This window comes from Streptomyces sp. S6 (assembly GCF_054880855.1).
The window spans coordinates 16,098-37,987 of sequence record NZ_JBTYMC010000008.1 but is presented as its reverse complement, the minus strand read 5'-3'; the positions used below and the strand labels follow the sequence as shown (position 1 = coordinate 37,987).

General features: G+C 69.0%; 28 protein-coding genes and 1 tRNA gene. 10 read left to right on the top strand and 19 right to left on the bottom strand.

Translation table 11 applies throughout. The features are described 5' to 3' along the window. Positions 1-76 precede the first annotated feature (76 nt). A complete protein-coding gene (locus ACVNF4_RS02355; protein WP_461800931.1) occupies positions 77-799 on the top strand; it encodes a TetR/AcrR family transcriptional regulator in 723 nt (240 codons plus the stop codon). Between the two features lie 3 nt (positions 800-802). On the opposite strand, the gene ACVNF4_RS02350 is transcribed toward ACVNF4_RS02355, so the two are convergent. The 4 genes from ACVNF4_RS02350 to ACVNF4_RS02335 form a co-directional block, all read right to left on the bottom strand. Next, positions 803-1,276, bottom strand: a complete 474-nt coding sequence (locus ACVNF4_RS02350) for a PPOX class F420-dependent oxidoreductase (protein ID WP_461800930.1) — start codon at positions 1,274-1,276, stop codon at positions 803-805. 24 nt (positions 1,277-1,300) lie between these two features. Further along, entirely contained in the window at positions 1,301-2,122 is an 822-nt protein-coding gene (locus ACVNF4_RS02345; RefSeq protein ID WP_461800929.1) for a YceI family protein, read from the bottom strand. 71 nt (positions 2,123-2,193) lie between these two features. Next, the gene (locus ACVNF4_RS02340) at positions 2,194-4,611 is read right to left on the bottom strand and encodes an MFS transporter (protein WP_461800948.1); all 2,418 of its coding nucleotides are present in this window, start codon (positions 4,609-4,611) and stop codon (positions 2,194-2,196) included. Between the two features lie 88 nt (positions 4,612-4,699). Continuing rightward, positions 4,700-5,221, bottom strand: a complete 522-nt coding sequence (locus ACVNF4_RS02335; protein WP_461800928.1) for a MarR family winged helix-turn-helix transcriptional regulator — start codon at positions 5,219-5,221, stop codon at positions 4,700-4,702. Between the two features lie 184 nt (positions 5,222-5,405). Here ACVNF4_RS02335 and ACVNF4_RS02330 point away from each other — a divergent pair, with 184 nt between their 5' ends. The 5 genes from ACVNF4_RS02330 (at position 5,406) to ACVNF4_RS02310 (ending at position 9,161) form a co-directional block, all read left to right on the top strand. Then, on the top strand, positions 5,406-5,612 hold the full coding sequence (locus ACVNF4_RS02330; protein WP_461800927.1) for a hypothetical protein: 207 nt from the start codon (positions 5,406-5,408) through the stop codon (positions 5,610-5,612). Positions 5,613-5,835: 223 nt separating this feature from the next. Next, positions 5,836-6,432, top strand: coding sequence for a hypothetical protein (locus ACVNF4_RS02325; protein WP_461800926.1), 597 nt, complete (start codon positions 5,836-5,838; stop codon positions 6,430-6,432). An 86-nt stretch (positions 6,433-6,518) separates the two neighbouring features. Further along, positions 6,519-7,205, top strand: a complete 687-nt coding sequence (locus ACVNF4_RS02320) for an ATP-binding cassette domain-containing protein (RefSeq protein ID WP_461800925.1) — start codon at positions 6,519-6,521, stop codon at positions 7,203-7,205. Beyond that, positions 7,123-8,097, top strand: a complete 975-nt coding sequence (locus tag ACVNF4_RS02315) for a hypothetical protein (protein WP_461800924.1) — start codon at positions 7,123-7,125, stop codon at positions 8,095-8,097. Before ACVNF4_RS02320 ends, ACVNF4_RS02315 begins: the two co-directional genes overlap by 83 nt. Before the next feature lie 287 nt (positions 8,098-8,384). Next, positions 8,385-9,161 (top strand): alpha/beta fold hydrolase, encoded by a 777-nt coding sequence (locus tag ACVNF4_RS02310; protein ID WP_461800923.1) that lies wholly within the window; start codon positions 8,385-8,387, stop codon positions 9,159-9,161. Positions 9,162-9,174: 13 nt separating this feature from the next. On the opposite strand, the gene ACVNF4_RS02305 is transcribed toward ACVNF4_RS02310, so the two are convergent. Then, positions 9,175-9,837, bottom strand: a complete 663-nt coding sequence (locus ACVNF4_RS02305) for a DUF4097 family beta strand repeat-containing protein (RefSeq protein ID WP_461800922.1) — start codon at positions 9,835-9,837, stop codon at positions 9,175-9,177. A gap of 20 nt (positions 9,838-9,857) precedes the next feature. Further along, positions 9,858-10,154 (bottom strand): helix-turn-helix domain-containing protein, encoded by a 297-nt coding sequence (locus ACVNF4_RS02300; protein WP_461800947.1) that lies wholly within the window; start codon positions 10,152-10,154, stop codon positions 9,858-9,860. A gap of 234 nt (positions 10,155-10,388) precedes the next feature. On the opposite strand from ACVNF4_RS02300, the gene ACVNF4_RS02295 reads away from it, so the two are divergent. Next, the gene (locus tag ACVNF4_RS02295) at positions 10,389-10,688 is read left to right on the top strand and encodes a hypothetical protein (protein ID WP_461800921.1); all 300 of its coding nucleotides are present in this window, start codon (positions 10,389-10,391) and stop codon (positions 10,686-10,688) included. Positions 10,689-10,849: 161 nt separating this feature from the next. Further along, positions 10,850-11,980: an FAD-dependent oxidoreductase gene (locus ACVNF4_RS02290; RefSeq protein ID WP_461800920.1), complete on the top strand. Its 1,131-nt coding sequence runs from the start codon at positions 10,850-10,852 to the stop codon at positions 11,978-11,980. A gap of 59 nt (positions 11,981-12,039) precedes the next feature. On the opposite strand, the gene ACVNF4_RS02285 is transcribed toward ACVNF4_RS02290, so the two are convergent. The 8 genes from ACVNF4_RS02285 to ACVNF4_RS02250 form a co-directional block, all read right to left on the bottom strand. Continuing rightward, positions 12,040-12,960 (bottom strand): RNA polymerase sigma factor SigF, encoded by a 921-nt coding sequence (locus ACVNF4_RS02285; RefSeq protein WP_461800919.1) that lies wholly within the window; start codon positions 12,958-12,960, stop codon positions 12,040-12,042. A gap of 295 nt (positions 12,961-13,255) precedes the next feature. Then, positions 13,256-14,122: an RNA polymerase sigma factor SigF gene (locus ACVNF4_RS02280; protein ID WP_461800918.1), complete on the bottom strand. Its 867-nt coding sequence runs from the start codon at positions 14,120-14,122 to the stop codon at positions 13,256-13,258. Between the two features lie 113 nt (positions 14,123-14,235). Beyond that, positions 14,236-14,529 carry a Dabb family protein gene (locus ACVNF4_RS02275; RefSeq protein WP_461800917.1) on the bottom strand — a complete coding sequence of 98 codons (294 nt, stop codon included), beginning with the start codon at positions 14,527-14,529 and terminating at the stop codon, positions 14,236-14,238. 27 nt (positions 14,530-14,556) lie between these two features. Beyond that, positions 14,557-14,727, bottom strand: coding sequence for a hypothetical protein (locus ACVNF4_RS02270; RefSeq protein WP_461800949.1), 171 nt, complete (start codon positions 14,725-14,727; stop codon positions 14,557-14,559). Between the two features lie 145 nt (positions 14,728-14,872). Beyond that, positions 14,873-14,957: transfer RNA gene (locus ACVNF4_RS02265), tRNA-Ser, on the bottom strand. A 56-nt stretch (positions 14,958-15,013) separates the two neighbouring features. Continuing rightward, on the bottom strand, positions 15,014-15,439 hold the full coding sequence (gene tadA / locus ACVNF4_RS02260) for a tRNA adenosine(34) deaminase TadA (protein WP_461800916.1): 426 nt from the start codon (positions 15,437-15,439) through the stop codon (positions 15,014-15,016). Between the two features lie 35 nt (positions 15,440-15,474). Beyond that, positions 15,475-15,981 carry a tRNA adenosine deaminase-associated protein gene (locus ACVNF4_RS02255; RefSeq protein ID WP_461800915.1) on the bottom strand — a complete coding sequence of 169 codons (507 nt, stop codon included), beginning with the start codon at positions 15,979-15,981 and terminating at the stop codon, positions 15,475-15,477. A gap of 301 nt (positions 15,982-16,282) precedes the next feature. Next, the gene (locus ACVNF4_RS02250; RefSeq protein ID WP_461800914.1) at positions 16,283-16,471 is read right to left on the bottom strand and encodes a hypothetical protein; all 189 of its coding nucleotides are present in this window, start codon (positions 16,469-16,471) and stop codon (positions 16,283-16,285) included. Between the two features lie 101 nt (positions 16,472-16,572). Here ACVNF4_RS02250 and upp point away from each other — a divergent pair, with 101 nt between their 5' ends. Further along, positions 16,573-17,208, top strand: a complete 636-nt coding sequence (upp, locus tag ACVNF4_RS02245) for a uracil phosphoribosyltransferase (protein WP_461800913.1) — start codon at positions 16,573-16,575, stop codon at positions 17,206-17,208. Positions 17,209-17,239: 31 nt separating this feature from the next. Here upp and ACVNF4_RS02240 read toward each other — a convergent pair whose 3' ends face one another. After that, positions 17,240-17,857: a LytR C-terminal domain-containing protein gene (locus ACVNF4_RS02240; protein ID WP_461800946.1), complete on the bottom strand. Its 618-nt coding sequence runs from the start codon at positions 17,855-17,857 to the stop codon at positions 17,240-17,242. 133 nt (positions 17,858-17,990) lie between these two features. Then, positions 17,991-18,290 (bottom strand): type II toxin-antitoxin system VapB family antitoxin, encoded by a 300-nt coding sequence (locus ACVNF4_RS02235; RefSeq protein WP_319734721.1) that lies wholly within the window; start codon positions 18,288-18,290, stop codon positions 17,991-17,993. 106 nt (positions 18,291-18,396) lie between these two features. Here ACVNF4_RS02235 and ACVNF4_RS02230 point away from each other — a divergent pair, with 106 nt between their 5' ends. Next, positions 18,397-19,923 carry a helicase HerA-like domain-containing protein gene (locus ACVNF4_RS02230; RefSeq protein WP_461800912.1) on the top strand — a complete coding sequence of 509 codons (1,527 nt, stop codon included), beginning with the start codon at positions 18,397-18,399 and terminating at the stop codon, positions 19,921-19,923. 48 nt (positions 19,924-19,971) lie between these two features. On the opposite strand, the gene ACVNF4_RS02225 is transcribed toward ACVNF4_RS02230, so the two are convergent. The 3 genes from ACVNF4_RS02225 to ACVNF4_RS02215 form a co-directional block, all read right to left on the bottom strand. Beyond that, the gene (locus ACVNF4_RS02225) at positions 19,972-20,160 is read right to left on the bottom strand and encodes a hypothetical protein (RefSeq protein ID WP_461800911.1); all 189 of its coding nucleotides are present in this window, start codon (positions 20,158-20,160) and stop codon (positions 19,972-19,974) included. 386 nt (positions 20,161-20,546) lie between these two features. Next, the gene (locus ACVNF4_RS02220) at positions 20,547-21,128 is read right to left on the bottom strand and encodes an HhH-GPD-type base excision DNA repair protein (protein WP_461800910.1); all 582 of its coding nucleotides are present in this window, start codon (positions 21,126-21,128) and stop codon (positions 20,547-20,549) included. A 24-nt stretch (positions 21,129-21,152) separates the two neighbouring features. After that, entirely contained in the window at positions 21,153-21,848 is a 696-nt protein-coding gene (locus tag ACVNF4_RS02215) for a siderophore-interacting protein (RefSeq protein ID WP_461800909.1), read from the bottom strand. Positions 21,849-21,890 lie beyond the last annotated feature (42 nt).

The window sequence follows — 21,890 nt, the reverse complement described above, 5'->3', positions numbered from 1 at the left end:
GGCGGTGGCCGCAAATCGACACAGCCTCGCGCCCCTTAGGGTGTTGCAGTTACCGGAAAATTCAGGAGGTGGCCCCGTGACCAGGCAAAGTGTGTGGCTCGCCGACAAGGAGCGCCGACGTAGGTCCACCCAGCCCACCAACCTCGACCGCCCCCGCATCACCTCCGCCACCGTCCGCCTCCTCGACGCCGAGGGTCTCGACAAGTTCTCCATGCGGAGGCTGGCGGCGGAACTGAACGTCACCGCGATGTCGGTCTACTGGTACGTCGAGACGAAGGACGAACTCCTCGAACTGGCGCTGGATCACGTCTACGGCGAGGTCCCCCTCCCCCGGGCCGACGACTGGCAGCCGGAGCTGCGCCAACTGGCCGCCTGGTACCGGACGTTGCTGGTCCGGCACCCCTGGGCGTCACCTCTCGGGGGCCGGTATCTCAACATCGGTCCCAACTCGCTCGAATTCGCCCGAGCGGTTCAACAGGCCGTTCGTAGAACCGAGTTGCCCGTCGAGAACCTCACCGGCGTCATCGCGGCCGTTTTCCAGTTCGTCTACGGATTCGGCACGATGGAGGCCCACTTCTTCGCCCAGACGTCAGAGTCGGGCCTGGCGCCGGACGAATATTACCGACAGTCCCTCGAACTCTTCCGTTCCAGTGAGGACATGACGCAAATGGCGGAGGAGACAAGGGACTTGGTGGAGGCGCGGGGCGCGGCGACGATCGTCGAGATGCACAACAGGGACTTCGAGTTCGCGCTGGACCTGCTGCTGGCCGGCATCAAGGCGATGATGGACCGCGCCTGACGTTCAGGCGTCCGGCGTGGCGAGCCGCGCCGGGAAGCCGCCGGTCGCCACCGGCCCCCACTTCTCGGGGGTGATCCGGATGATGGACTTGCCCTGCCGGACCATCGCCTCCCGGTACTCGTCCCAGTCGGGGTGCTCCCCGGAGATGTTCCGGAAGTACTCCACCAACGGCTCCACGGAGTCGGGGGAGTCGATGACCTCGGCGACCCCGTCGACCTGGACCCACGGCCCGTTCCACTCGTCGCTCAGGACGACGACGCTGACCCGTTCGTCCCGCTTCGCGTTCCGCGTCTTGGCCCGTTCGGGGTACGTGGACATGACGATGCGGCCGGAGTCGTCCACGCCACAGGTCAACGGAGAGGCCTGCGGGCCCCCGTCCCCGCGCCGGGTGATCAGCAGGGCGCGGTGCCGGGGCCGTACGAAGTCGAGCAGCTCTTCGAGGGAGACGGGCGTGTTGGTAGCGATGTTCGATGCCATGGCCTCAGCGTAGAAGCAACGCCTTCACGCCCCCGGCAGTGACTCCCCCTGGACGGCCTGCACCTCCAGCTCGACCCGCAACGTCGTCCCGATCGCGGCGATCCCGGCAGCCACGACCTGGTTGTAGTTCATGGCGAAGTCCTCCCGCCGCAACTCCCCGACGGCCCGGAACGCGGCCCGGGTCCCGCCCCAGGGATCCGCCCCGGTCCCGAGGTAGGAGAGTTCGAGATCGACGTCCCGCACGACCCCGCGCATCCCCAACTCCCCGTGCACGACCCACCGGTCGTCCCCGGCGACGGTCAACCCGCCGGACCGGTAGGTGATGTCGGGATACGCCGAGACGTCCAGGAAATCGGGCGACCGCAGATGTTCGTCCCGCAGCGCGTTCCCCGTGTCGATGGACGCCGCCCGAATCACCGCCTCCACACGGGACTTGGCCACGTCGTCCGGCGCGACCTCGATCGTCGCCGTGAACTCGGTGAACCGCCCCCGCACACTGGAGATCCCGAGATGCTGGGCCACGGCCCCCACGGAGGAGTGCACGGGGTCGACGGTCCACACCCCGGGCGGCGGCAACTCGGTGCCGCCCTGCCGGGCCAGCGTCACGTTCCCCACCTCGGCGCGTCCACTCGCCGTCACCAACGCCGTCGACGCGACCGGCGCATACCCCACGGCCGTCACGATGACGGTGTGCGCACCGGGCGCCAGCGGCGTCGCGTCCCGGACGACACCGTCGTCGTCCGCCTCGGCCCGCAGCACCTGCGTCCCGGTCATGTCGGCCACGGTCACGACCGCGTGGGACACCGCCCAGCCGTCCTTCGTCCGGATTCTGGCGCTCAACGCCATGTCACAACTCCTCAGGAATGAAAAGGGGCCCGGGGTGGCCGTCCCGCCCCGGGCCCCTGCTCAACGCTCGTTCACTCGCCCGGGTGGCCGAGTTCGATGTCGTGGCCGTCGACGCCGCGCCCGGCGACCGTCAGCCCGGCGGCGACCGGCGGATACCCCGTCGCGATGACGGTGTACTCCCCGCTGTCGAGGTCGGAGAAGGCGTACGCGCCGTCCGTCCCGGTCGTCGAGGTCCCGACGACGTTCCCGGCCGCGTCCACCAGCGTCACGCGCGCGTCGGCGAGCGGACCGTGCGGGGCGCGGACGACACCCTGGAGGTGGACGCCCGCGTCGAGGACGACCTCCACGCGCGTCACCCCGGTGCCCCCGATCTCGACGGGCAGCGCGCGCGGCCGGAACCCGTCCGCGTTGACGGCGACGGTCACCGTGCCCGGCACCAACTCCCCGAAGGAGAAGGCACCTTGCTCCCCGGTCGTGCCGGTGGCCAGCAGCTCCCCGCGCACATCGGTGACGACGACCATCGCGTCCTTGACGCCGTCCCCGCTCGTCGCGGCGCGGACGACGCCGGCGAGGCCGCTGGTCCCGCTGAGCAGGATGTCGTACGCGACCGGCTCACCGTTCACGACGATCGTCGCCGCCTGCGGCTGGAAGCCGTCCGCCGAGGCGATCAGGACGTACGAGCCGGCGCCGGGCGCCTCGACGCCGTAGGAGCCGTCCGACTGGGCCACCGCGCGGCCGAGTTGGCGGCCGGTGAGGGAGATGAGGGTGACGGCGGCGTGCGGGACGGGGGTGTTCTCGGCGCCTCGGACGTGGCCGTGGACGGGGGTGCCGGGGGCGTCGTCCGAGCTGCTGCCGATGGAGGCAACAGGCGTTGCCTGTACGGCGGTTGCTCCGGCGAGGGCGGGCACCTTCTCCTCGGCCTCGGCCCACGACGGCGTCGTCACCGGCGTTGCGGGAGCCTCGCTCCGAGCCGCCGCCTGCGCGAGCGCCCCGCTCGTCCGCAGCGGAACCTCCTTGATGAACAGCGTGACGAAGAACGCGAGGAGCGCGATCGGGGCGACGTACAGGAAGACGTCGGCGATGCCGTGCCCGTACGCGCTCTCCAGCCAGTTCCGAATCGGCGCGGGCAGGGAGTTCATGTCGGGGATCGCGCCGGACCCGCTCGCCTTCGCGGCGGCGAGCTGCGACTGCGGGTCGAGGGACGTGATCGTGTCCTTGGCGTAGTGCGTGATCCGGGTCGACATCACGGACCCGAGCGCGGCCACGCCGACCGCGCCGCCGAGGGAGCGGAAGAAGGTGACGACGGAGCTGGCGGCGCCGAGTTCGTGCGGGGCCACCTGGTTCTGGGTGGAGAGGACCAGGTTCTGCATCATCATGCCGAGGCCGAGACCCATGACGGCCATGAACAGGGCGAGTTGCCAGTACGCGGTGTCGTACCGCATCGTCCCGAGCAGTCCGAGCCCGGCGGTCAGCAGGACGCCGCCCGTGACGAGCCACGCCTTCCACTTGCCGGTCTTGGTGATGATCTGGCCGGAGACGGTCGAGGCGACGAAGAGGCCGGCGATCATCGGGATCGTCAACACCCCGGACATCGTCGGGGACTTGTCGCGGGCGAGCTGGAAGTACTGGCTGAAGAACACCGTGCCGGAGAACATCGCGATACCGACGAACAGGGACGCGACGGAGGCGAGGGTGATGGTCCGGTTGCGGAAGAGGTGCAGCGGGATGATCGGCTCGGATGCCTTCGTCTCGGTGAAGATGAACAGCGCGGCCAGCAGCACCGATCCGCCGACCATCACGTACGTCTGCCACGACAGCCAGTCGTACTTGTCGTTCGCGAAAGTGACCCAGATGAGCAGCAGGCTGACGGCGGCGGTGATGAAGAACGCGCCGGTCCAGTCGACCTTCACCGCACGCTTCGTCTCCGGCAGGTGCAGCGTCTTCTGGAGCACCACCAGAGCGATCAGCGCGAACGGCACACCCACGTACAGGCACCAGCGCCAGCCGAGCCAGCTGGTGTCGGTGATGACCCCGCCGATCAGCGGGCCGCCGACGGTCGCGACCGCGAACGTGGCTCCCAGGTACCCCGAGTACCGGCCCCGCTCCCTCGGCGCGATCATCGCGGCCATGATGATCTGCGCGAGCGCGGTGAGGCCACCCGCACCGAGACCCTGCACGACCCGGGCGCCGATCAGCACACCGGAGTTCGGCGCGAGGCCGGCGACGACCGACCCGACGATGTAGATGACCAGGCCTATCTGGACCAGCAGCTTCTTGCTGACCAGGTCCGCGAGCTTCCCCCAGATCGGGGTGGACGCGGTCATGGAGAGCAGGGCGGCGGTGACGACCCACGTGTACGCGGACTGCCCGCCGCCGAGGTCCTTGATGATCTCCGGCAGCGCGTTCGACACGATCGTCGACGACAGGATCGCCGCGAACATGCCGAGCAGCAGGCCGGAGAGGGCCTCCAGGATCTGGCGGTGGGACATGGGGGCGTGCTCGTGCGCTTTGGGTCCGCCGTGCTTGCTGTGCGCCCGCACACCGGGGGGTGTGGTGGTGGCCATGGGGTTCCTTCTCTTAGGTGGTCGTGGGTGTACGGGTGAGGTGTGTGGCTCGGGTGGGGGGTGGGGGTTGGGGCTCGATCCGGAGGGCGTGCTGCGGCCTCCCCTGCCTGCACTCCCCGAACCCGTCGCGCAACCGGGTCAACAGGCGGGTCAGCTGCTCGACGTCCGCCTCGGACCAGTCGTCCAGCCGGTCGGCGAGCAACTCCACGCTCCGCCGCGACAACTCCGCGAGCTTCTGTCGTCCCGCCGGGGTGAGCCGCAGGATCCGGGACCTCTTGTCCGCGGGGTCGGCACCCCGCTCGATCCATCCGCGCTCCACGAGGTGAGCGACGTGCCGGCTGCTCACGGACATGTCCACGGCCAGCAGCTCCGCGAGGTGCGTCATCCGCATCTCCCCGTAGCGCCCGAGCAGCCCCAGCACCGCCGCGGACCCGCCAGGGCAGTCCTGCGGCAGAATCCGCTCCAGCTCCCGCTTGACCGCGCCCACGGCACTCAGCTGCCGGGCCAACTCCTCGAACTGCCCCTGTCCGGGCACCCTCTCCACCTCCCATCATCGTTGCCTTAAGCAACCGTAGGACCAGTTGGTTGCTACAGGCAAATAAATGGAGAGGTTCGATCACCAAAAACTTGGCAAAGGCAAGTATCGCGAAAGTAAACACCCCCCTACCCGAAGCCCCCGGCTTGGGCCCCCACCTCCCTCTTCGCTAACCTCTCGACGCATGGCTAACAACCAGAACCCGCAGGGCAATTACGACCCCGCCGGCAGCACCCAGATGTTCCGCGCGTTCGTCGACGAGGGCGCCCCCCAGGCGTCGTCCCCGGCCGCCACCCCCAACACCTCCTCCGGCCCCCGCACCGGCCTGATCCTCGGCATCGTGGCGGCCGTCGTGGTCATCGCGGCGGTCGCCTGGCTGGCCTTCAAGTAGAAACGACCGGCCCACGAGCCCTGCCGGGCATCGCGGCGGGGCTCGTTCCCATGCCCTCACCGGCCCGCTCGTGCACCAAGAAGTGACGGATTCACGGAAAAATCGTGATCCACCTAACTGAACGCACTTGGTCATCTCATTACGGTTGTTTGCACAGACATGGTCAACAACGCCTGAAACGGGGGGCGTTGGTGAATGACCATGCCCACCGAACGGAGATCGGGTGCGCAAGCACTTAGTGACCCTCGCGGCCACCTGCGGCCTCACTCTTGCCGTCGTCTCACCGGCAGCCGTCGCCTTCGCGACCGACACGGACGTCCCCATCGCGGTCAGCGAGGACGGAGAGGCCGTCGACCCCGGCCTCCTGGAGCCGGAGCAGCTCGCGGCCTTCACCGACGAACCGGAGGCCGACGCCGTTGTCGTCCCCCAGGAGACGGGTGACGCGGAACTCCCCGAGGAGTTCTACGACGACGAACGGCCCCGCACGCTGGCCGCCGCTGCCGCGACCAAGTACAAGAAGGCGCAGTTCAAACGGGGCAGCACCCTGATGTGGACCAGGGACACCGTGTACTTCGGCTACAACGGCAGCAAGGTCACCTCGTCGGACGGGTGGCAGGAGAACGGCCACGTCTTCCCGAACATCGCCAAGAACGGCGGCATCACGCGCTACCAGACCGACTCCGGCACCCACAAATGGCGGGCCAAGAACACCATCGGCGCCGGGATCCCCACGCCGTGGGGTGACGTGAAGGTGTACTCGAAGGACTACACCCACTATTTCTCGGGCACCAAGTCCGGCTCCTGGAACTGGAAGGGCTGACGCCACGGCATGCGCGCGGCGGGCGGCGGGGAGCGTTCCGGAGCGCTCCCCGCCCCCGGCGTCCACATGCGACGGGCCGACCACAGATGATCAGCATCAGATCCCTCACCAAGACCTACGGCGACCACACGGTCCTGGCCGACCTGAACGCCGACTTCCGTACCGGCAGGGTGAGTTACCTCCTGGGGCCCAACGGCGCGGGCAAGACCACCCTCTTCAAGTGCGTGACGGGGCTGGAGAGTTACGAGGGGAGTGTCGAGTTCGGCGGCAGGCCGCTGACGGATGTCCGTGACCGCGTCTTCCCCGTCTTCGACGACTGCGCCCTGTACCCGCATCTGACCGGCCTGGAGAACCTGCGCTTCCTGACCGGGGCCAAGGTGACCTGGGAGGACGTGCGGACCGTCGCCGACGGTGTCCTGGACCGGGGGACCGTACGCAAGCAGGCCCGAGCCCTGTCCTACGGCCAGCGCAAGAAGCTGTACACGGCAGCCCTGCTGCTCGCCCGCCCCGGGTATGTCGTCCTCGATGAACTCGCCAACGGGCTGGACTACGACAGCCTCCAGTGGCTCCGCAGCGCCCTCACCCGCCTCAAAGAGGACTGCGTCCTGATCGCGTCAGGCCACCAATTCGACTTCTACGACCGGGTGGCGGACGACGTGTTCGCCCTCTCCGAGAACGGGCTCAGCAGACTTGACTTCGACCACTCCGCCGGAGACCGCCTGGAGGACGCCTACCTCGCCCGTCGTCCGGACCCTCCGCACCGTCCGCACTGACCTGCGCTACCAGTGGGCCTCCCGGTACCTCCTGTACACCCTGGTCTGCTTCGCGGCGGTCGCCTCGGTCTTCGCGTTCGGCGCGTACTCCACGGCACGCGGTGCGGTCGACAGCCTCTGGCGCGAGTGGGCCTACCTGCGCGGCGAGGGCGGCTACACCTTCGACCGCGCGATCGGCCGGGGCGGTGACCCCACCGACGACCCGCTACGGGACACCTGGGAGCACGCCGGGCAGGCACTCGCGGGCCTCCAGCCCTTCCAGGGCGCCGTCAACCTCCTCCAGGTCCTGTGCTTCGTCGTCGCTCCCCTGGTCTTCTTCGCCTACGGCGCGATCGCGGCCACCCGCGACACCCACCACAAGACCCTCAAGTTCCGTGCGGTACGGGAGGGCCCCGGCCGCCTGTTCGCCTCCCAGGCGCTCACCCTGACGGCGGTCACCACCGCCCTCACCGCCGCCGCGTTCGCCGTCACCCTGCTGACGAGTACGGCGCTGTACCTGACGGCGTACGACCGGGTCGACGCGCGCCGCATGGAGATCCCCGCCGACCTCTCCCCGTGGTCCGCCCTGCCCACCCTCGGCATGCTGCTGCTCACCAGCCTCCTCTTCGCGTTCCTCGGCATGAGCACAGCCCTCCTCGCAGGCCGGCCCCTGCCCGTCCTGCCGCCCTTCTTCGCCGCCTTCCTCCTGCTCCCGGTCCTGGGCCCCTACGACCCCCGCAACCTCCTGATGGCGATCGCCCACCCCCACCTGGACTTCGTGGGCAGCTTCCAGCCCCCCACCCCGCACCCCGTCCCCGAACCCCTCGCGGCCCTCCTCCTGACCACCGCCACCGCCGCCCTCCTGACCGCCGCCCACGTGGTGCGTGCGCGCCGGTCGCTGTACACGGCATGACCGACGACAAGGGTTCCCGGACCACCTTGCTGCTCTGCTCGCGGGTGCTGGCGGCTCGAACGCCGTTACGGCAACGCCAAATTGCTCTGGCGCGCAGAATTCACCTGCGGCCAGAGCAATGAATGGAGCGCCGGGCAGGCCTTGCACCTGCATCTCCCCGCAGGAAGCGGGGCATCTTTCCTTGGACCACCAACGCGTAACCAGCCAACCGGAGTTGCGGCGACCAGCTCGTGATCAACTATAGCCGACGGAGACGGCCGCACCGCTCCCCCTGAGATCATCCCCCCATGCACAGACGCGACGCCCCCCTCGCCCACACCACCACCGGCGACGGCCCACCCGTCGTCCTCGTCCACGCCGGCGTCACCGACCACCACCTGTGGGACGCGGTCACCCCCACCCTCGCGGCGACCCACACCGTCATCCGCTACGACCTGCGCGGCTTCGGCGACTCCGCACCCCCCACCGCCCCCTTCCGCGAAACGGACGACCTGGCCCACCTCCTGACCCACCTCGGCCACGACCGCGTCCACGTCGTGGGCGCGTCCTGGGGAGGGCGGATCGCCCTCGACTTCACCCTCGCCCACCCCGACCGAGTCCACTCCCTCGCGATCCTGGCGGCGCCCTGGCCGGGGTACGACTGGTCCGCGGACATGATCGAGTACGACGCGATCGAGACGGCCGCCCTGGAGAAGGGTGACCTGGACGCCGCCGTACAGCTCAACCTGGACATGTGGCTGCGCGGCCCCGCGCGGAGCTGGAGCGAGGTGGGAGAGGGGCTGGCGGACCAACTCCGCGCCCCCATGCGGACGTTGCTGAAGAACCAGGGCATCGTCGGCGAACACTCCCAGGGCCCCGGCAAGGGGAACCCCGCCGACCTCCGCGTCCCGGCCCTCGTCGGCGTCGGCAAGCTGGACGTCCCCGACTTCCAGGAGATCGCCCGCAGGTACGCGACGGAGATCCCCGGCGCGAGGTTCGTCGAGTTCGAGAGGGCGGCACACCTCATCGCGATGGATTCGCCGGGTGAAGTCGCCGCAGTACTGGGGGAGTTCCTCGCGAGCTAGGGCAGGGCCGCCGTCAACGCACGTGCACCACACGGACATCGCCGAACTCTGAGTGCACCCGGACCCGGTTCGGGGAGGAAGCGGCCGTTCCGACCTCCACGGTGCGCTCCCCGTCCTCAGCGGTGGCGTTCACCGCGTACGACGACCCTCGGGGGAGGCGTACGGTGACGTCGCCGCTCTCGGAACGCGCGTCGACACTGTCCGGCGCGGCGGCGAAGGAGAGCGTGACATCGCCACCCCCGACCTCCGCGTGGACGTTCCCCGAAAGGTTCTCCGCGTGGATGTCACCGCCGCCGGTCCGCAGGCGCAGGACCGTGGACGCGGGTACCTCCACCCGGTAGGCCACCCCGCACTTGTCGTACATGAGAGCGGAGTCGCACCCCGAGTTCCTCAGGAGCAGTTCGCCACCGCTGACGGAGTGCTGGACCTTCGGTTTGCCCTTGGTGTACTCGTACGCCTCGACGACCTCGACGGTGTCCCCGGTGCCGGGAACCACCTCGATGTCTCCGTTGAAGCTGTCGATCCGCAGCGCCGTGACCGGCTCCTCGACGTCGTACGCGTTCTCTCCCGTACTGAAAGGCGGCGACGAACAGCCCGTGAGTGACGCCGTGGCGGCGAGTACGAGCGATACGGCGGAGCACAGCACGCCGCTGGTGAGGCGCGAGGGCCTGGACATGGGGAGGTTCCTCTCGGGAGCTATGCGGTGATCTGCCCAGCGAAAAGGGCCGTCGCCTGTACCCGGTTCGCCACTCCCAACTTCCGCAGGATCATGCTGATATGGCCCTTGACGGTCGTCGGACTCAGATAGAGCGACTTCGCGATCTGGATGTTGGTGAGACCCCGCGCGACAAGGGACAGCACCTCCTGCTCCCTCGGGGACAAAGGGGACCGTCGAGCCGTACCGCTGCCGGAGCCGTTCGGACGCGCACCCGGGTCGCCGTGTACGTACGCGAGTTGTGTCTGCACCCGGGTTCTCAGCCCGAGATCGTCCATCGCCAGCAACACCCGCATGGTGTTCCCCCCAGCCCTGCACTGTCGGTAAAGCGGTCTCGCAAAGAATACGCAAACAGCCCCGGACCAGGGGCGATGCCTTCTGGGGGAAGGGGATCCGCCGAGTGGAGGGGGTCGGTCGGCGGATACGGGGCGGGCGGCTGCGAGGCGATACTTCACAGCGGCCCCACCGCCGCGACCGAAGGAACCGGAACCCGGTGAAGAAAGGACGGGGCCATGACACCCCAGGATTCGTCTGTTCCCAGCAGCAAGCCGAAACCGCGAGCTCAGTCGATCGAGGACACCCTCTGGGGGTCACCGGCGATCTTCGCCTTCCTCGCCTTCCTGACCTTCTTCACGTTCCGTACCGACGCCGGTGACCGGATCGGCTGGATCCTCTACTTCGGCGGCTGGATCCCCGCCGTGGGGATGGGGCTGTGGTGTGCCGTCACCCGACGCGCTCCGGGCGTCGGCGGGGTCTTCGCACCCGTGCTGCTCGTCGTCGCCGGGTTCGTTCTCTGGCTGAACCACGGCTGAACCACGCCTGAAGGCACCGCCTTTGCGGTCCGTCGGCGCCGTGTCGGAGCCCTGTCGGGCCTGTCGGCCGGATGTCGGTGGGCCGTCGGCGGGGGCTGGCACCTTTCAGGGACAGCCGGTCGCCGCTCACCGCGCGGCGGCCCGATCCCGAGGGAGCCACCATGCACACCCCGGTCACGATCATCGGCGCCGGACTCGGCGGACTCACGCTGGCCCGCGTCCTGCACGTCCACGGCATCCCGGTCACCGTCCACGAGGCGGAGCCGTCCGCGTCGGCGCGTGCGCAGGGCGGGATGCTCGACATCCATGACTACAACGGGCAACTCGCCCTGGAAGCAGCCGGTTTGACGGCCGAGTTCCGCGCCCTGGTACTGGCGGGCCGCGAGGCGATGCGGGTTCTCGACACGGACGGGACCGTCGTGTTCGAGAAGGCCGACGACGGCACCGGCGGGCGCCCGGAGGTGATGCGCGGCGAACTGCGCCGGATGCTGATCGACTCGCTCCCGGCCGGCACCGTCCGCTGGGGCCGCAAGGCCGCCGAGGTCCGTGCCCTCGGCGACGGCCGCCACGAGGTGACCTTCACCGACGGCACCACCCTCGTCACGAGCCTGCTGGTCGGCGCGGACGGCGCCTGGTCACGCGTCCGGCCGCTGCTCTCCGGCGCCGTCCCCATATACGTCGGCACGTCGTTCGTCGAGACGTACCTGTTCGACGCCGACACCCGGCACCCGGTCGCCGCGAAGACGGTCGGCGGCGGGATGCTGATCGCGCCCTCGCCGGGCCGGGAGATCTTCGCGCACCGGGAGAGCGGCGGCACCCTGCACGCGTACGTGGCGCTGGGCGAGCCGCTGGAGTGGTTCGCCCAGATCGACTTCACCGACGCCGCCGCGGCGACCGCGCGGATCGCCGCGGAGTTCGAGGGCTGGGCACCTGAACTCACCGCGCTGATCACCGACACCGACACCGCACCGGTCCTGCGCCCCTACTACACCCTGCCGGCCGAACACCGGTGGGACCGGGTCCCCGGCGTGACCCTGCTCGGCGACGCCGCCCACCTCATGCCCCCGAACGGCGAGGGCGCCAACCTGGCGATGCTGGACGGCGCCGACCTCGGCAAGGCCCTCGCCACACACCCCGACGACATCGAGGCCGCACTCACCGAGTACGAACAGGCCATGTTCCCCCGCAGCACCGAGATCGCCACGGCCGAAGGCGCCGCGAACACCCCGATCGACGCTCCCGACAACACAGCGCACGGCCTGGTCGCCAGGTGGACGAACTCGGGCCTGTAGCAGACGCAGTTGGGCCACCGAAGCCTCCCTCGGCGGCCCAACTGCCCTGCAACGAAACGTCAGTCGGAGATGAGCCCGTCCCGCAGCTGCGCCAACGTCCGCGTGAGCAGCCGCGAGACGTGCATCTGCGAGATCCCGACCTCTTCCCCGATCTGCGACTGAGTCATGTTCGCGAAGAAGCGGAGCATGATGATCCGCCGTTCGCGGGGCGGGAGTTTGGCGAGCAGCGGCTTCAACGACTCCCGGTACTCGACCCCTTCGAGGGCCGTGTCCTCGTACCCCAGCCGATCCGCCAACGACCCTTCGCCGCCGTCGTCCTCGGGCGCCGGAGAGTCCAGCGAGGACGCCGTGTACGCGTTCCCGACGGCCAGCCCGTCGACGACGTCCTCCTCGGACACCCCGAGGACGGCGGCGAGTTCGGGCACCGTGGGCGAGCGGTCGAGCTTCTGGGAGAGCTCGTCGCTGGCCTTGGTGAGGGCGAGCCGCAGCTCCTGGAGCCGGCGGGGGACGCGGACGGACCAGGACGTGTCCCGGAAGAACCGCTTGATCTCACCGACGACGGTCGGCATCGCGAACGTCGGGAATTCCACGCCGCGTTCGCAGTCGAACCGGTCGATCGCCTTGATCAGCCCGATCGTGCCGACCTGGACGATGTCCTCCATCGGCTCGTTACGGGACCGGAAGCGAGCCGCCGCGTACCGCACGAGCGGCAGGTTCAGCTCGATGAGGGTGTCACGGACGTACGCCCGCTCGGGGCTGTCCTCGTCGAGCGCGGCGAGCCGCAGGAACAGGGAGCGGGACAGGGTGCGGGTGTCGATGGCCTCCGTGGGGGCGGGAAGCGCCGGTGACGGCCCGGTGTTGAGTGCTGCCGGGACGTCGGCCGTGACGTCGTCGAGCGGGTCCGGCTCGGCGGGCACGACGGGCGCGGACGCGCTCTTCGCGAGCGTGAGCACCTTCGAGCTGCCCTGGTCTGCGGACATGCCACCCCCTTTGGGTCGCGGGACGGTCGCGGCGGACGCCCCGGACGGAACGTCAGCCTTCACCTGAATACCGGAGCCGAGGCCCCGGCAAACGCGCTTCCGGCAGAATGTCACATGTCGGCAACACGCTGTAGTGACATGTCGACATGTGACTAACGAAACAGCCCTGCACAGAAGGGGTATGACGAGGTCTCAGCCCGAATCGGCCCCAAAAGAACCGATGAGCCGATTCGCCCGCGCCGGTGACGTATCGATCCTGCTTACGATTCCCAGCCAGCCGCCGGAGAAAACAGACTCACGCCTCGATACGGTTCGCCGACCGCAGCCGCTGGAACGAGCGGGCCAGCAGCCGCGACACGTGCATCTGCGAGACCCCCAGCTCCGCGCTGATCTGCGACTGCGTCAGATTGCTGTAGTAACGCAGCAGCAAAATCCGCTGCTCACGCTCCGGCAACTGCACGAGCAGATGGCGGACGAGGTCGCGGTGTTCCACACCGTCCAGCGCGGGATCCTCGTACCCGATGCGGTCCAGCAGCCCCGGCAGCCCGTCGCCCTCCTGCGCGGCCTCCAGCGACGTCGCGTGGTACGAGCGGCCGGCCTCGATGCAGGACAGCACCTCGTCCTCGCCGATCCTGAGCCGCTCGGCGATCTCGGCGGTCGTGGGGGTGCGGCCGAACGCCGTCGTCAGATCCTCCGTCGCCCCGTTGACCTGCACCCACAGCTCGTGCAGCCGGCGCGGGACGTGGACCGTGCGAACGTTGTCGCGGAAGTACCGCTTGATCTCGCCGACGACCGTCGGCATCGCGAAGGTGGGGAACTGCACGCCCCGGTCGGGGTCGAACCGGTCGATCGCGTTGATCAGCCCGATCGTCCCGACCTGGACGACGTCCTCCATCGGCTCGTTGCGGGAGCGGAACCGCGCGGCGGCGTAGCGCACGAGCGGGAGGTTCGCCTCGATGAGCGCCGTACGCACCCGGCGGTGCTCCGGCGTACCCGGCATGAGGTTCTTGAGCTGACCGAAGAGGACGGTCGTCAGGGCCCGGGTGTCCGCGCCGCGCCGCTGCCTCTCGGACGGCTCCGCGGGCTCCGGAACCGTTTCCTCAACTGTCGCGGGCGCGCTCTCCTGGGGTGGCGCAGTACTGGCCGACACGGTCAACGCCACCTCATCATCCGTCGTTCATCCGTCAAAAGCGGTCATAGCATCACAAGACATCACCACTGTGTGCAAGCACCGCATTACGCCGTGTTGAAGGACGAACGGGGAGAGTTGGGGCCTCAGAACTCGTAGTCGGCGACGATCCACGTCGCGAATTCACGCCACAGCGCCACTCCGGCCTGGTGCGCGGGGTGCTCGATGTACCGCTTCAGCCCCTCCGCGTCCGCGAACGCCGAGTTGATCGCGAAGTCGTACGCGATGGGCCGGTCGGAGAGGTTCCAGCCCTGCTCCCAGGACTTCACGTCCTCGATCCGGCCCGCGAGCGCGGCGAACGCGGCCTCGCCGGCCACCACCTGCGCGTCGTCGGGCTTCACGCCATCGTTGAGCTTGAACAGGACCAAGTGGCGGATCATCGCGCGCTCCTGGGGGGATGCGGGCGGCTACTTGGCCCCGTGGGCGAGCCACGTGAAGAAGTCTCCGATGGCCTTCGCCGCGTTGGATATGCCCTCGAACCCTAGCTGCACGTAGTCCGCCGCCTTGGCCGGGTCCGTGATGATCACGTACAGCACGAACACGACGAGCACGTAGACGGCGATTTTTTTGATCTGCACCGCCACCGCGCCTCCCCTGCGACTTGATCCCCCTGGCTGCCGGGCGTGAGTGTAGCCGCCGTTCCAGTCATTTCGTCGTATTGATGAGACCGAGTCGCAGAAACTCGAAGGGCCCCGCCGCAACCGGCGAGGCCCTTCACATGAGCGGTAGCGGAGGGATTTGAACCCTCGGTGACTTGCGCCACACTCGCTTTCGAGGCGAGCTCCTTCGGCCGCTCGGACACGCTACCGAGAGAGACCTTACAGCACAGGTCCGGCTGCTCGGAAATCCGTATCCGCAGCCCCCTCAGGCACCCCGAAAGAAGCTGGTCAGCAAGGTCGCGCACTCCTCCGCGAGCACCTCGCCGATCACCTCCGGACGATGGTTCAGGCGCCGATCCCGCACGAGATCCCACACCGACCCCACCCCCCCCGCCTTCTCGTCCCGCGCCCCGTAGACCACCCGGTCCACCCGGGCCTGCACCAGCGCCCCCGCACACATCACACACGGCTCCAGCGTGACGACGAGCGTGCAGTCGACGAGCCGCCACTCGCCCAGCTCGGAGGCGGCCCGGCGCAGTGCCAGGACCTCCGCGTGGGCGGTCGGGTCGCCCGACGCCTCCCGCTCGTTGTGCGCTGCCGCCAGCACCGTCGTCCCGTCCGGAGCCAGGACGACGGCGCCGACGGGGACGTCCGGACCGGCTCGCTCCGCCTCGGCGAGGGCGAGCCGCATCGCGGGGTGCCAGGGGTCGCGTACGGGGTCGTACGTCAGCGGACGGCTTCCAGGATCTCGGTGGCGCCGAGGGCGTCGGCGATCTCGGTGAGCGCGTCGGCGTCGAACGCCTTCAGCTGCTTCTCCGAGATGCCGAGGTCGTCCAGGAGGCGAGCGTCGCCGAGGGGGCCGTGCGGGACGGCTTCGGCGGCCGAGTCGTCGTCATCGTCCTCCTCGCCGTCCTCGGTGCCGTCGAGGTCGAGGGCGTCCAGATCGTCGTCGGAATCCTTGGCGAGCAGATCGGCGAGCAGTACCTCGCCGTACGAGCTGCGGGCGGCCACCGCGGCGTCCGAGACGTAGACGCGGGGGTCGTCCTCGCCGTCCACGCGGACGACGCTGAACCAGGCGTCCTCCTGCTCGATGAGCACGAGAACCGTGTCGTCCTCGACGGACGACTCGCGGGCCAGGTCGGCCAGATCCGACAGTGTTTCCACGTCGTCGAGCTCTGTGTCGCTCGCTTCCCACCCGTCTTCGGTGCGCGCGAGCAGTGCGGCGAAGTACACCGTGACTCTCCCAGATGGTCAAAGGTGTGCCGGTTGGGGGTCCCCCCGGCGGAGGTCTTCGGGTGGTTCAAGAGCGCTGGCGCCGAGCCCCACCCACTCGGAATCGTGGCAGAAACCAGGGCTCCAGGGGACGTCTTCGGCACCCTGTGTCCGGCATTTTGATCGTGGATGACCACGACCCACCAGCGCACTCGCTCCTGCCACCAGCGGATCGTACGCGGCTTTGCCATCGGCCCACGCACGAGCGGGGCTTGAGGCGGGTGAGACGGCGGTGATCTTCACCTCAGGGGGTCGCGCCGGGTCACCAGCGGAACGTCCGCATGCGCATCGCGTGACGGAGGCGAGCCGCCTTGGCCCTGCGCGGCTGGACCCGGTCGCGCAGCTCACGGGCCTCCGCCAGCTCCCGCAGGAAACGGGCGCGACGGCGCCGGCGGTCGGCCGGGCTCTCGGGGGCATCGTCGGTTTCTGCGTCTTCTGCGTGTTCCGGCACAGTTCACACCACCCCGGTTCAAGTCGGTCACGACCACTGTCCACCTGTTCGGGGGTCCGACGCCAGAGCGAATCGGGTGTCGCCCCGGTTAATCTGGGGGTATGCGTCTCCACGTCGTCGACCACCCTCTGGTCGCTCACAAGCTCACCACGCTGCGCGACCGGCGCACGGACTCCGCGACCTTCCGCCGCCTGGCCGACGAACTGGTCACCCTCCTCGCCTACGAGGCCACCCGGGACGTCCGCACCGAGCAGGTCGACATCGTCACCCCGGTCACCGAGACGACCGGCGTGAAGCTGTCGCACCCCCGCCCCCTCGTCGTCCCCATCCTCCGCGCCGGCCTCGGCATGCTCGACGGCATGGTCCGCCTCCTGCCCACCGCCGAGGTCGGCTTCCTCGGCATGATCCGCAACGAGGAGACCCTGGAGGCGTCGACCTACGCCACCCGCATGCCGGAGGACCTCTCCGGACGCCAGGTGTACGTCCTGGACCCGATGCTGGCCACCGGGGGCACGCTGGTCGCCGCGATCCGCGAGCTGATCAGGCGGGGTGCGGACGACGTGACGGCCGTGGTGCTGCTCGCCGCGCCCGAGGGCGTCGAGGTCATGGAGCGGGAGCTGGCGGGGACGCCGGTGACGGTGGTGACGGCGGCGGTGGACGAGCGGCTGAACGAGCAGGGGTACATCGTGCCGGGGCTGGGGGACGCGGGGGACCGCCTTTACGGGGCGGCGGAGTAGCGGTCTTCCTCGGACGGACGGGGCTGGGTTCTCAACAGCCCTTCTTCGTCACCTCAGTTGCCGTCTTCGGCGCATTCAGTGCGGCAAGGGCCTTGGTCGCGTCAGCCGGCGTCGCCAGGCCCTTGAACGCGTTCCCGATGACGAGGTCCACGGACGCGTCCTTGCGCGCGGCGTCCGTCTTCCGCTCGGCGCCGGGCAGTTGGACCCCGACGACCGACAGAGACGTCCCGGACGCGGCGGGCAGGCCCACCAACACCCCGGTGCCGGGAACCTTCTTGTCGAACTGGGCGGCGGCGTTCCCGACCTGCCCCACCTTGAACCCCCGCTTCTTCAACTCGTCGGCGGTGGTCTTGGCGAGCCCCTTGCGGGTGGTCGCGTTGAAGACGTTCACAGTGATCTGCGCGGGCTGCGGAAGCGCGACCTTCGGCGCATCGGACGGCACGGCCTTCTTCGGCGCACAGTCCCCGCCGGGCGCGGCCGAAGCCGTCCCGCCGCCACCGGTGAAGACGTCGACGAGCTGCATCGTCCCCCACCCGGCGACCCCGAGGACCGCTCCGCACGCGACGACGACCACAACAAGCCGCCCACGCCGCCGAGATGGCCGCATGCGCGGGTACTTGTCGCCTGTGATGCGGTACTTGCCGCCCATGCCGGGGGGAGTCAGCATGCTCATGGGCGCAGCGTAGTGCTCCGACGGGCCCGTGACTAATAAACGATCATCCGACACCGCGTGGTCGCACGGATTGCACCCGAAAGGGGCAACGCCGTCACCTGCCAGGGGGTTACTGGTCCAGTTCGAGGACGCGCGCGTGCAGCACCTGCCGCTGCTGCAATGCCGCCCGAACCGCCCGGTGCAGCCCGTCCTCCAGATACAGATCGCCCTGCCACTTCACGACATGCGCGAAGAGGTCTCCGTAGAACGTCGAGTCCTCGGCGAGCAGCGTCTCCAGATCGAGCTGCTGCTTCGTCGTCACGAGCTGATCGAGGCGGACCGGGCGCGGTGCGACGTCCGCCCACTGCCGGGTGCTCTCCCGGCCGTGGTCGGGGTACGGCCGGCCGTTTCCGATGCGCTTGAAGATCACACGGAAAGCCTACCGGGCCAGACCTTCCGGGCGCAGCCACGGCGGCGGAGTGCGACGCTGCAAATAACGTCATGGAACGAGGCAAACCGGGAACGAGGGGCAGTCGATGGGTACGAGCGAACCGACCCCGGACGCGGTCACGGAGATCGCGAACGGTTACGCCTTCTCGGGCCAGGCGCTCGACCTCGGCGCCCTCCTCTGGGACGGCACGGCCCACCCCGAGGCCGCCGTCCGCATCCCGCTGCCCGTGCTCAACCGGCACGGTCTGGTCGCCGGCGCGACCGGCACCGGCAAGACGAAGACGCTCCAGCTGATCGCCGAACAGCTCTCGGCGCAGGGCGTCCCGGTCTTCCTCGCGGACGTGAAGGGCGACCTCTCCGGCATTTCGGCGCCGGGTGCGGCGGGGGAGAAAGTACAGGCCAGGGCGGCCGAAGTAGGCCAGAAATGGACCCCCGCCGGGTTCCCCGCGGAGTTCTACGCCCTCGGCGGCATCGGCCACGGCATCCCCGTCCGCGCGACGGTCACCAGCTTCGGCCCCGTCCTGCTCGCCAAGGTGCTCCAGCTGAACCCCACCCAGGAGCAGTCCCTCGGCCTGATCTTCCACTACGCCGACACGAAGGGCCTCGAACTCCTCGACCTGAAAGACCTCCGCGCGGTCGTCGCCTTCCTCACCTCGGACGAGGGAAAGGCGGAGCTGAAGAACATCGGCGGCCTCTCGACGGCCACAGCGGGCGTGATCCTCCGCTCCCTGACCGCCTTCGAGGCCCAGGGCATGTCCGACTTCTTCGGCGAACCCGAATTCGACACGGCCGATTTCCTCCGGCTCTCCCCCGACGGCCGGGGAATCGTCTCCGTCCTCGAACTCCCGGCGGTCCAGGACAAACACCAGCTTTTCTCCACATTCCTGATGTGGCTCCTCGCCGACCTCTTCCACGACCTCCCCGAGATCGGCGACGCCGACAAACCCAGACTCGTCTTCTTCTTCGACGAGGCGCACCTCCTCTTCAACGGCGCCTCGAAGGCGTTCCTCGACTCCATCACCCAGACCGTCCGCCTCATCCGCTCCAAAGGCGTCGGCGTCTTCTTCGTCACCCAGACCCCCAAGGACGTCCCCTCCGACGTCCTCGCCCAACTCGGCAACCGCGTCCAGCACGCGTTGCGCGCCTTCACGCCGGACGACCAGAAAGCGCTGAAGGCGACGGTGAAGACGTTTCCGAATTCCGCGTACGACCTTGAGGAGCTCCTCACGTCGTTGGGAACGGGGGAGGCGGTCGTGACCGTCCTCAGCGAGAAGGGGGCGCCGACTCCGGTCGCGGCGACGCGGCTTCGGGCGCCGGAGTCGTTGATGGGGCCGGTCGACGCGGATGCCTTGGAACGGGCGGTCGCCGGTTCTCCGCTGTACGGACGTTATGCACAGGCTGTGGACAGAGAATCGGCGTACGAGAAACTACAGCGCGCTTCTTCGCGTCCCGAGGTGGTGCCGAGGGAGCCGAAGACGCCGAAGGAGGCTCCGTCGATGGTGGAGCAGGTCGTGGGGAGTGGGATGTTCAAATCCCTGGCCCGCTCGATCGGCACGCAACTGGGCCGGGAGATCACGCGTTCGCTTTTCGGTACGGCGAGAAGGCGACGCTGAAAAGGGGTGGACCTTCGGGGAAATCCCGGTCGGCTCACCCCTCCTTGTTCAGCGGCTCTGCTCAGCCTGCGGCTGACTCCGCTTCTCGTTCTCCGCCTGCTTCTCCTGGATTGCCGGCGCCGTACGTCGAGCCTCCGCGCGCAAGAGGGCGCGCAGCACCGCATAAGGATCTGTGGGCATGATTCCTCGCTCTGCGTGATGTTGATGGGCGCTTTTCCACAACGCCTTGATCAGCACCGCAGAACCACACATCGCCGAGAGGAATGCCCATAGGGCACACGGATTTCCGGGGCCTTCTCCGGAAGCGGTTCGGGCGCCGTCGTCGTCACCTTCGGTGACTCCGTCGGGCGCGACACCGGCGCCGCCGACGGGTTCAGCCCGCTGTCCACGACGTCGTACTCGACGCTCTCGACCGCCATCGCCACACACGGCACCGTGCAGACTTCCCCCGGCACCAACAACGCGAGCATCACAACCAGAGCCCGCAGCCAGACCCGGCCGCGCGAAGGAAGTCGTGTACCGCTCACATAACGGGGATGCCCATGGCACGCGGGGGGTGAGTCATGGGGGTAAGGAAATCAACCCGTTCGGGGGAGCGCAGAGGACGTGTGGAGGGAGCTTTTTCAGGGGGTTTCTTTGGCGGCCCGCTTTGTCTCCTGCTTATAAGCCCGAACCTTGGCCAAGGAATCCACTCCCGTGATATCCGCCACCGACCGATAAACCCTGGCCTCCCCATAACCCCCCGCAGCCTCCCGCCACCCCTTCGGCCGAACCCCCAACTGCTTACCCAGCAACGCCAGAAAAATCTGCGCCTTCTGCTTCCCGAACCCGGGCAGATCCTCAAGCCGCTTCAACAGCTCACCCCCGCTCCCGACCCCCGCCCACACCTTCTCCGCGTCCCCGTCGTAGTGCTCGACGAGGTACTGGCACAGTTGCTGCACCCTCTTCGCCATGGACCCGGGATACCGGTGCACCGCAGGCTTCTCGGACAGCGTCGAAGCGAACCGCTCCGGATCCATCGCGGCGATCTCCCGCGCGTCGAGATCATCGGCCCCCAACCGGTCCGCGATGGTCCGAGGCCCCTTGAAGGCCCACTCCATCGGCACTTGCTGGTCCAGCAGCATGCCGACCAGCGCGGCGAGGGCGGACCGCCCGAGGAGTTCGTCGGCCTCGGAGTCCTGTGCGAGGTGCAGGGTGACGTCCATGCCCCGATGATCCCGCCGAAGAGGTCAGTCCGCGCGCCAGTACCCCAGCGCGTGCAGCCGCTCCCGGGCGACACCGAGGTCCTTGCGGACGTACGACGACAGCGTCCGCGTCGTCAGGGTGTCGCAGGCGATCCAGACGTACGGGGACGGCGTCGACGCGAGGACCTCGGGGAGTTCCGCCTTGACGCGGTCGGCCAACTCACCGCGTGGGACGCGCCGTACGCCGTGCCGGAACGGCAACTCCTCGTCCCCGCCCTCGAACCAGACCGTCGCCGGTATCGAACCATGCGCGTCCAGCAGGGAGTTGATGGCGGGCAGCGACGCGGGATCGCCGATCGCGAGGATGTGCGTGGGGACGGGCACGGGGGTCTCGAACCCGGTGCCCTGGACGGTCGCCTCGATCGTGTCGCCCGCTTTCGCGCCGCGCGCCCAATCGCTGGCGGCGCCTTCGTGGAGCGCGAACTCCAGGGCGAACGTGCCGCTCCCGGGGTCGGGATCGACCAGGGTGTACGCGCGCTGGTGGGGTCGTCCGGCGTTGCGGAACCACAGCCGCACCCACATCGTCGGGTGCACGGGGCTTGCGGCGAGCAGTCCGCCGTCTGTGAGCCGCAGCCGGAGGTACCCCTCGCCGACCTGCTCGTTCGCCGTCACGGTGAGCGTGAAGTCCTTGGCTCGCATGAGCTTCAGGACCGCACCCTCCCATCCCCGACCCTGCGCCATGGTTATTTCGCCCCTCACGTACGCTGCTCCCGGTTAAGTTAG

Coding starts and splice junctions, on each gene's coding strand:
- ACVNF4_RS02350 (WP_461800930.1), bottom strand. CDS start 1,276: ATGGCATCGAACATCGCTACCAACACGCCCGTCTCCCTCGAAGAGCTG.
- ACVNF4_RS02345 (WP_461800929.1), bottom strand. CDS start 2,122: ATGGCGTTGAGCGCCAGAATCCGGACGAAGGACGGCTGGGCGGTGTCC.
- ACVNF4_RS02340 (WP_461800948.1), bottom strand. CDS start 4,611: ATGTCCCACCGCCAGATCCTGGAGGCCCTCTCCGGCCTGCTGCTCGGC.
- ACVNF4_RS02330 (WP_461800927.1), top strand. CDS start 5,406: ATGGCTAACAACCAGAACCCGCAGGGCAATTACGACCCCGCCGGCAGC.
- ACVNF4_RS02320 (WP_461800925.1), top strand. CDS start 6,519: ATGATCAGCATCAGATCCCTCACCAAGACCTACGGCGACCACACGGTC.
- ACVNF4_RS02310 (WP_461800923.1), top strand. CDS start 8,385: ATGCACAGACGCGACGCCCCCCTCGCCCACACCACCACCGGCGACGGC.
- ACVNF4_RS02305 (WP_461800922.1), bottom strand. CDS start 9,837: ATGTCCAGGCCCTCGCGCCTCACCAGCGGCGTGCTGTGCTCCGCCGTA.
- ACVNF4_RS02300 (WP_461800947.1), bottom strand. CDS start 10,154: ATGGACGATCTCGGGCTGAGAACCCGGGTGCAGACACAACTCGCGTAC.
- ACVNF4_RS02295 (WP_461800921.1), top strand. CDS start 10,389: ATGACACCCCAGGATTCGTCTGTTCCCAGCAGCAAGCCGAAACCGCGA.
- ACVNF4_RS02290 (WP_461800920.1), top strand. CDS start 10,850: ATGCACACCCCGGTCACGATCATCGGCGCCGGACTCGGCGGACTCACG.
- ACVNF4_RS02285 (WP_461800919.1), bottom strand. CDS start 12,960: ATGTCCGCAGACCAGGGCAGCTCGAAGGTGCTCACGCTCGCGAAGAGC.
- ACVNF4_RS02275 (WP_461800917.1), bottom strand. CDS start 14,529: ATGATCCGCCACTTGGTCCTGTTCAAGCTCAACGATGGCGTGAAGCCC.
- tadA (WP_461800916.1), bottom strand. CDS start 15,439: ATGCGGCTCGCCCTCGCCGAGGCGGAGCGAGCCGGTCCGGACGTCCCC.
- upp (WP_461800913.1), top strand. CDS start 16,573: ATGCGTCTCCACGTCGTCGACCACCCTCTGGTCGCTCACAAGCTCACC.
- ACVNF4_RS02240 (WP_461800946.1), bottom strand. CDS start 17,857: ATGGGCGGCAAGTACCGCATCACAGGCGACAAGTACCCGCGCATGCGG.
- ACVNF4_RS02230 (WP_461800912.1), top strand. CDS start 18,397: ATGGGTACGAGCGAACCGACCCCGGACGCGGTCACGGAGATCGCGAAC.
- ACVNF4_RS02220 (WP_461800910.1), bottom strand. CDS start 21,128: ATGGACGTCACCCTGCACCTCGCACAGGACTCCGAGGCCGACGAACTC.
- ACVNF4_RS02215 (WP_461800909.1), bottom strand. CDS start 21,848: ATGGCGCAGGGTCGGGGATGGGAGGGTGCGGTCCTGAAGCTCATGCGA.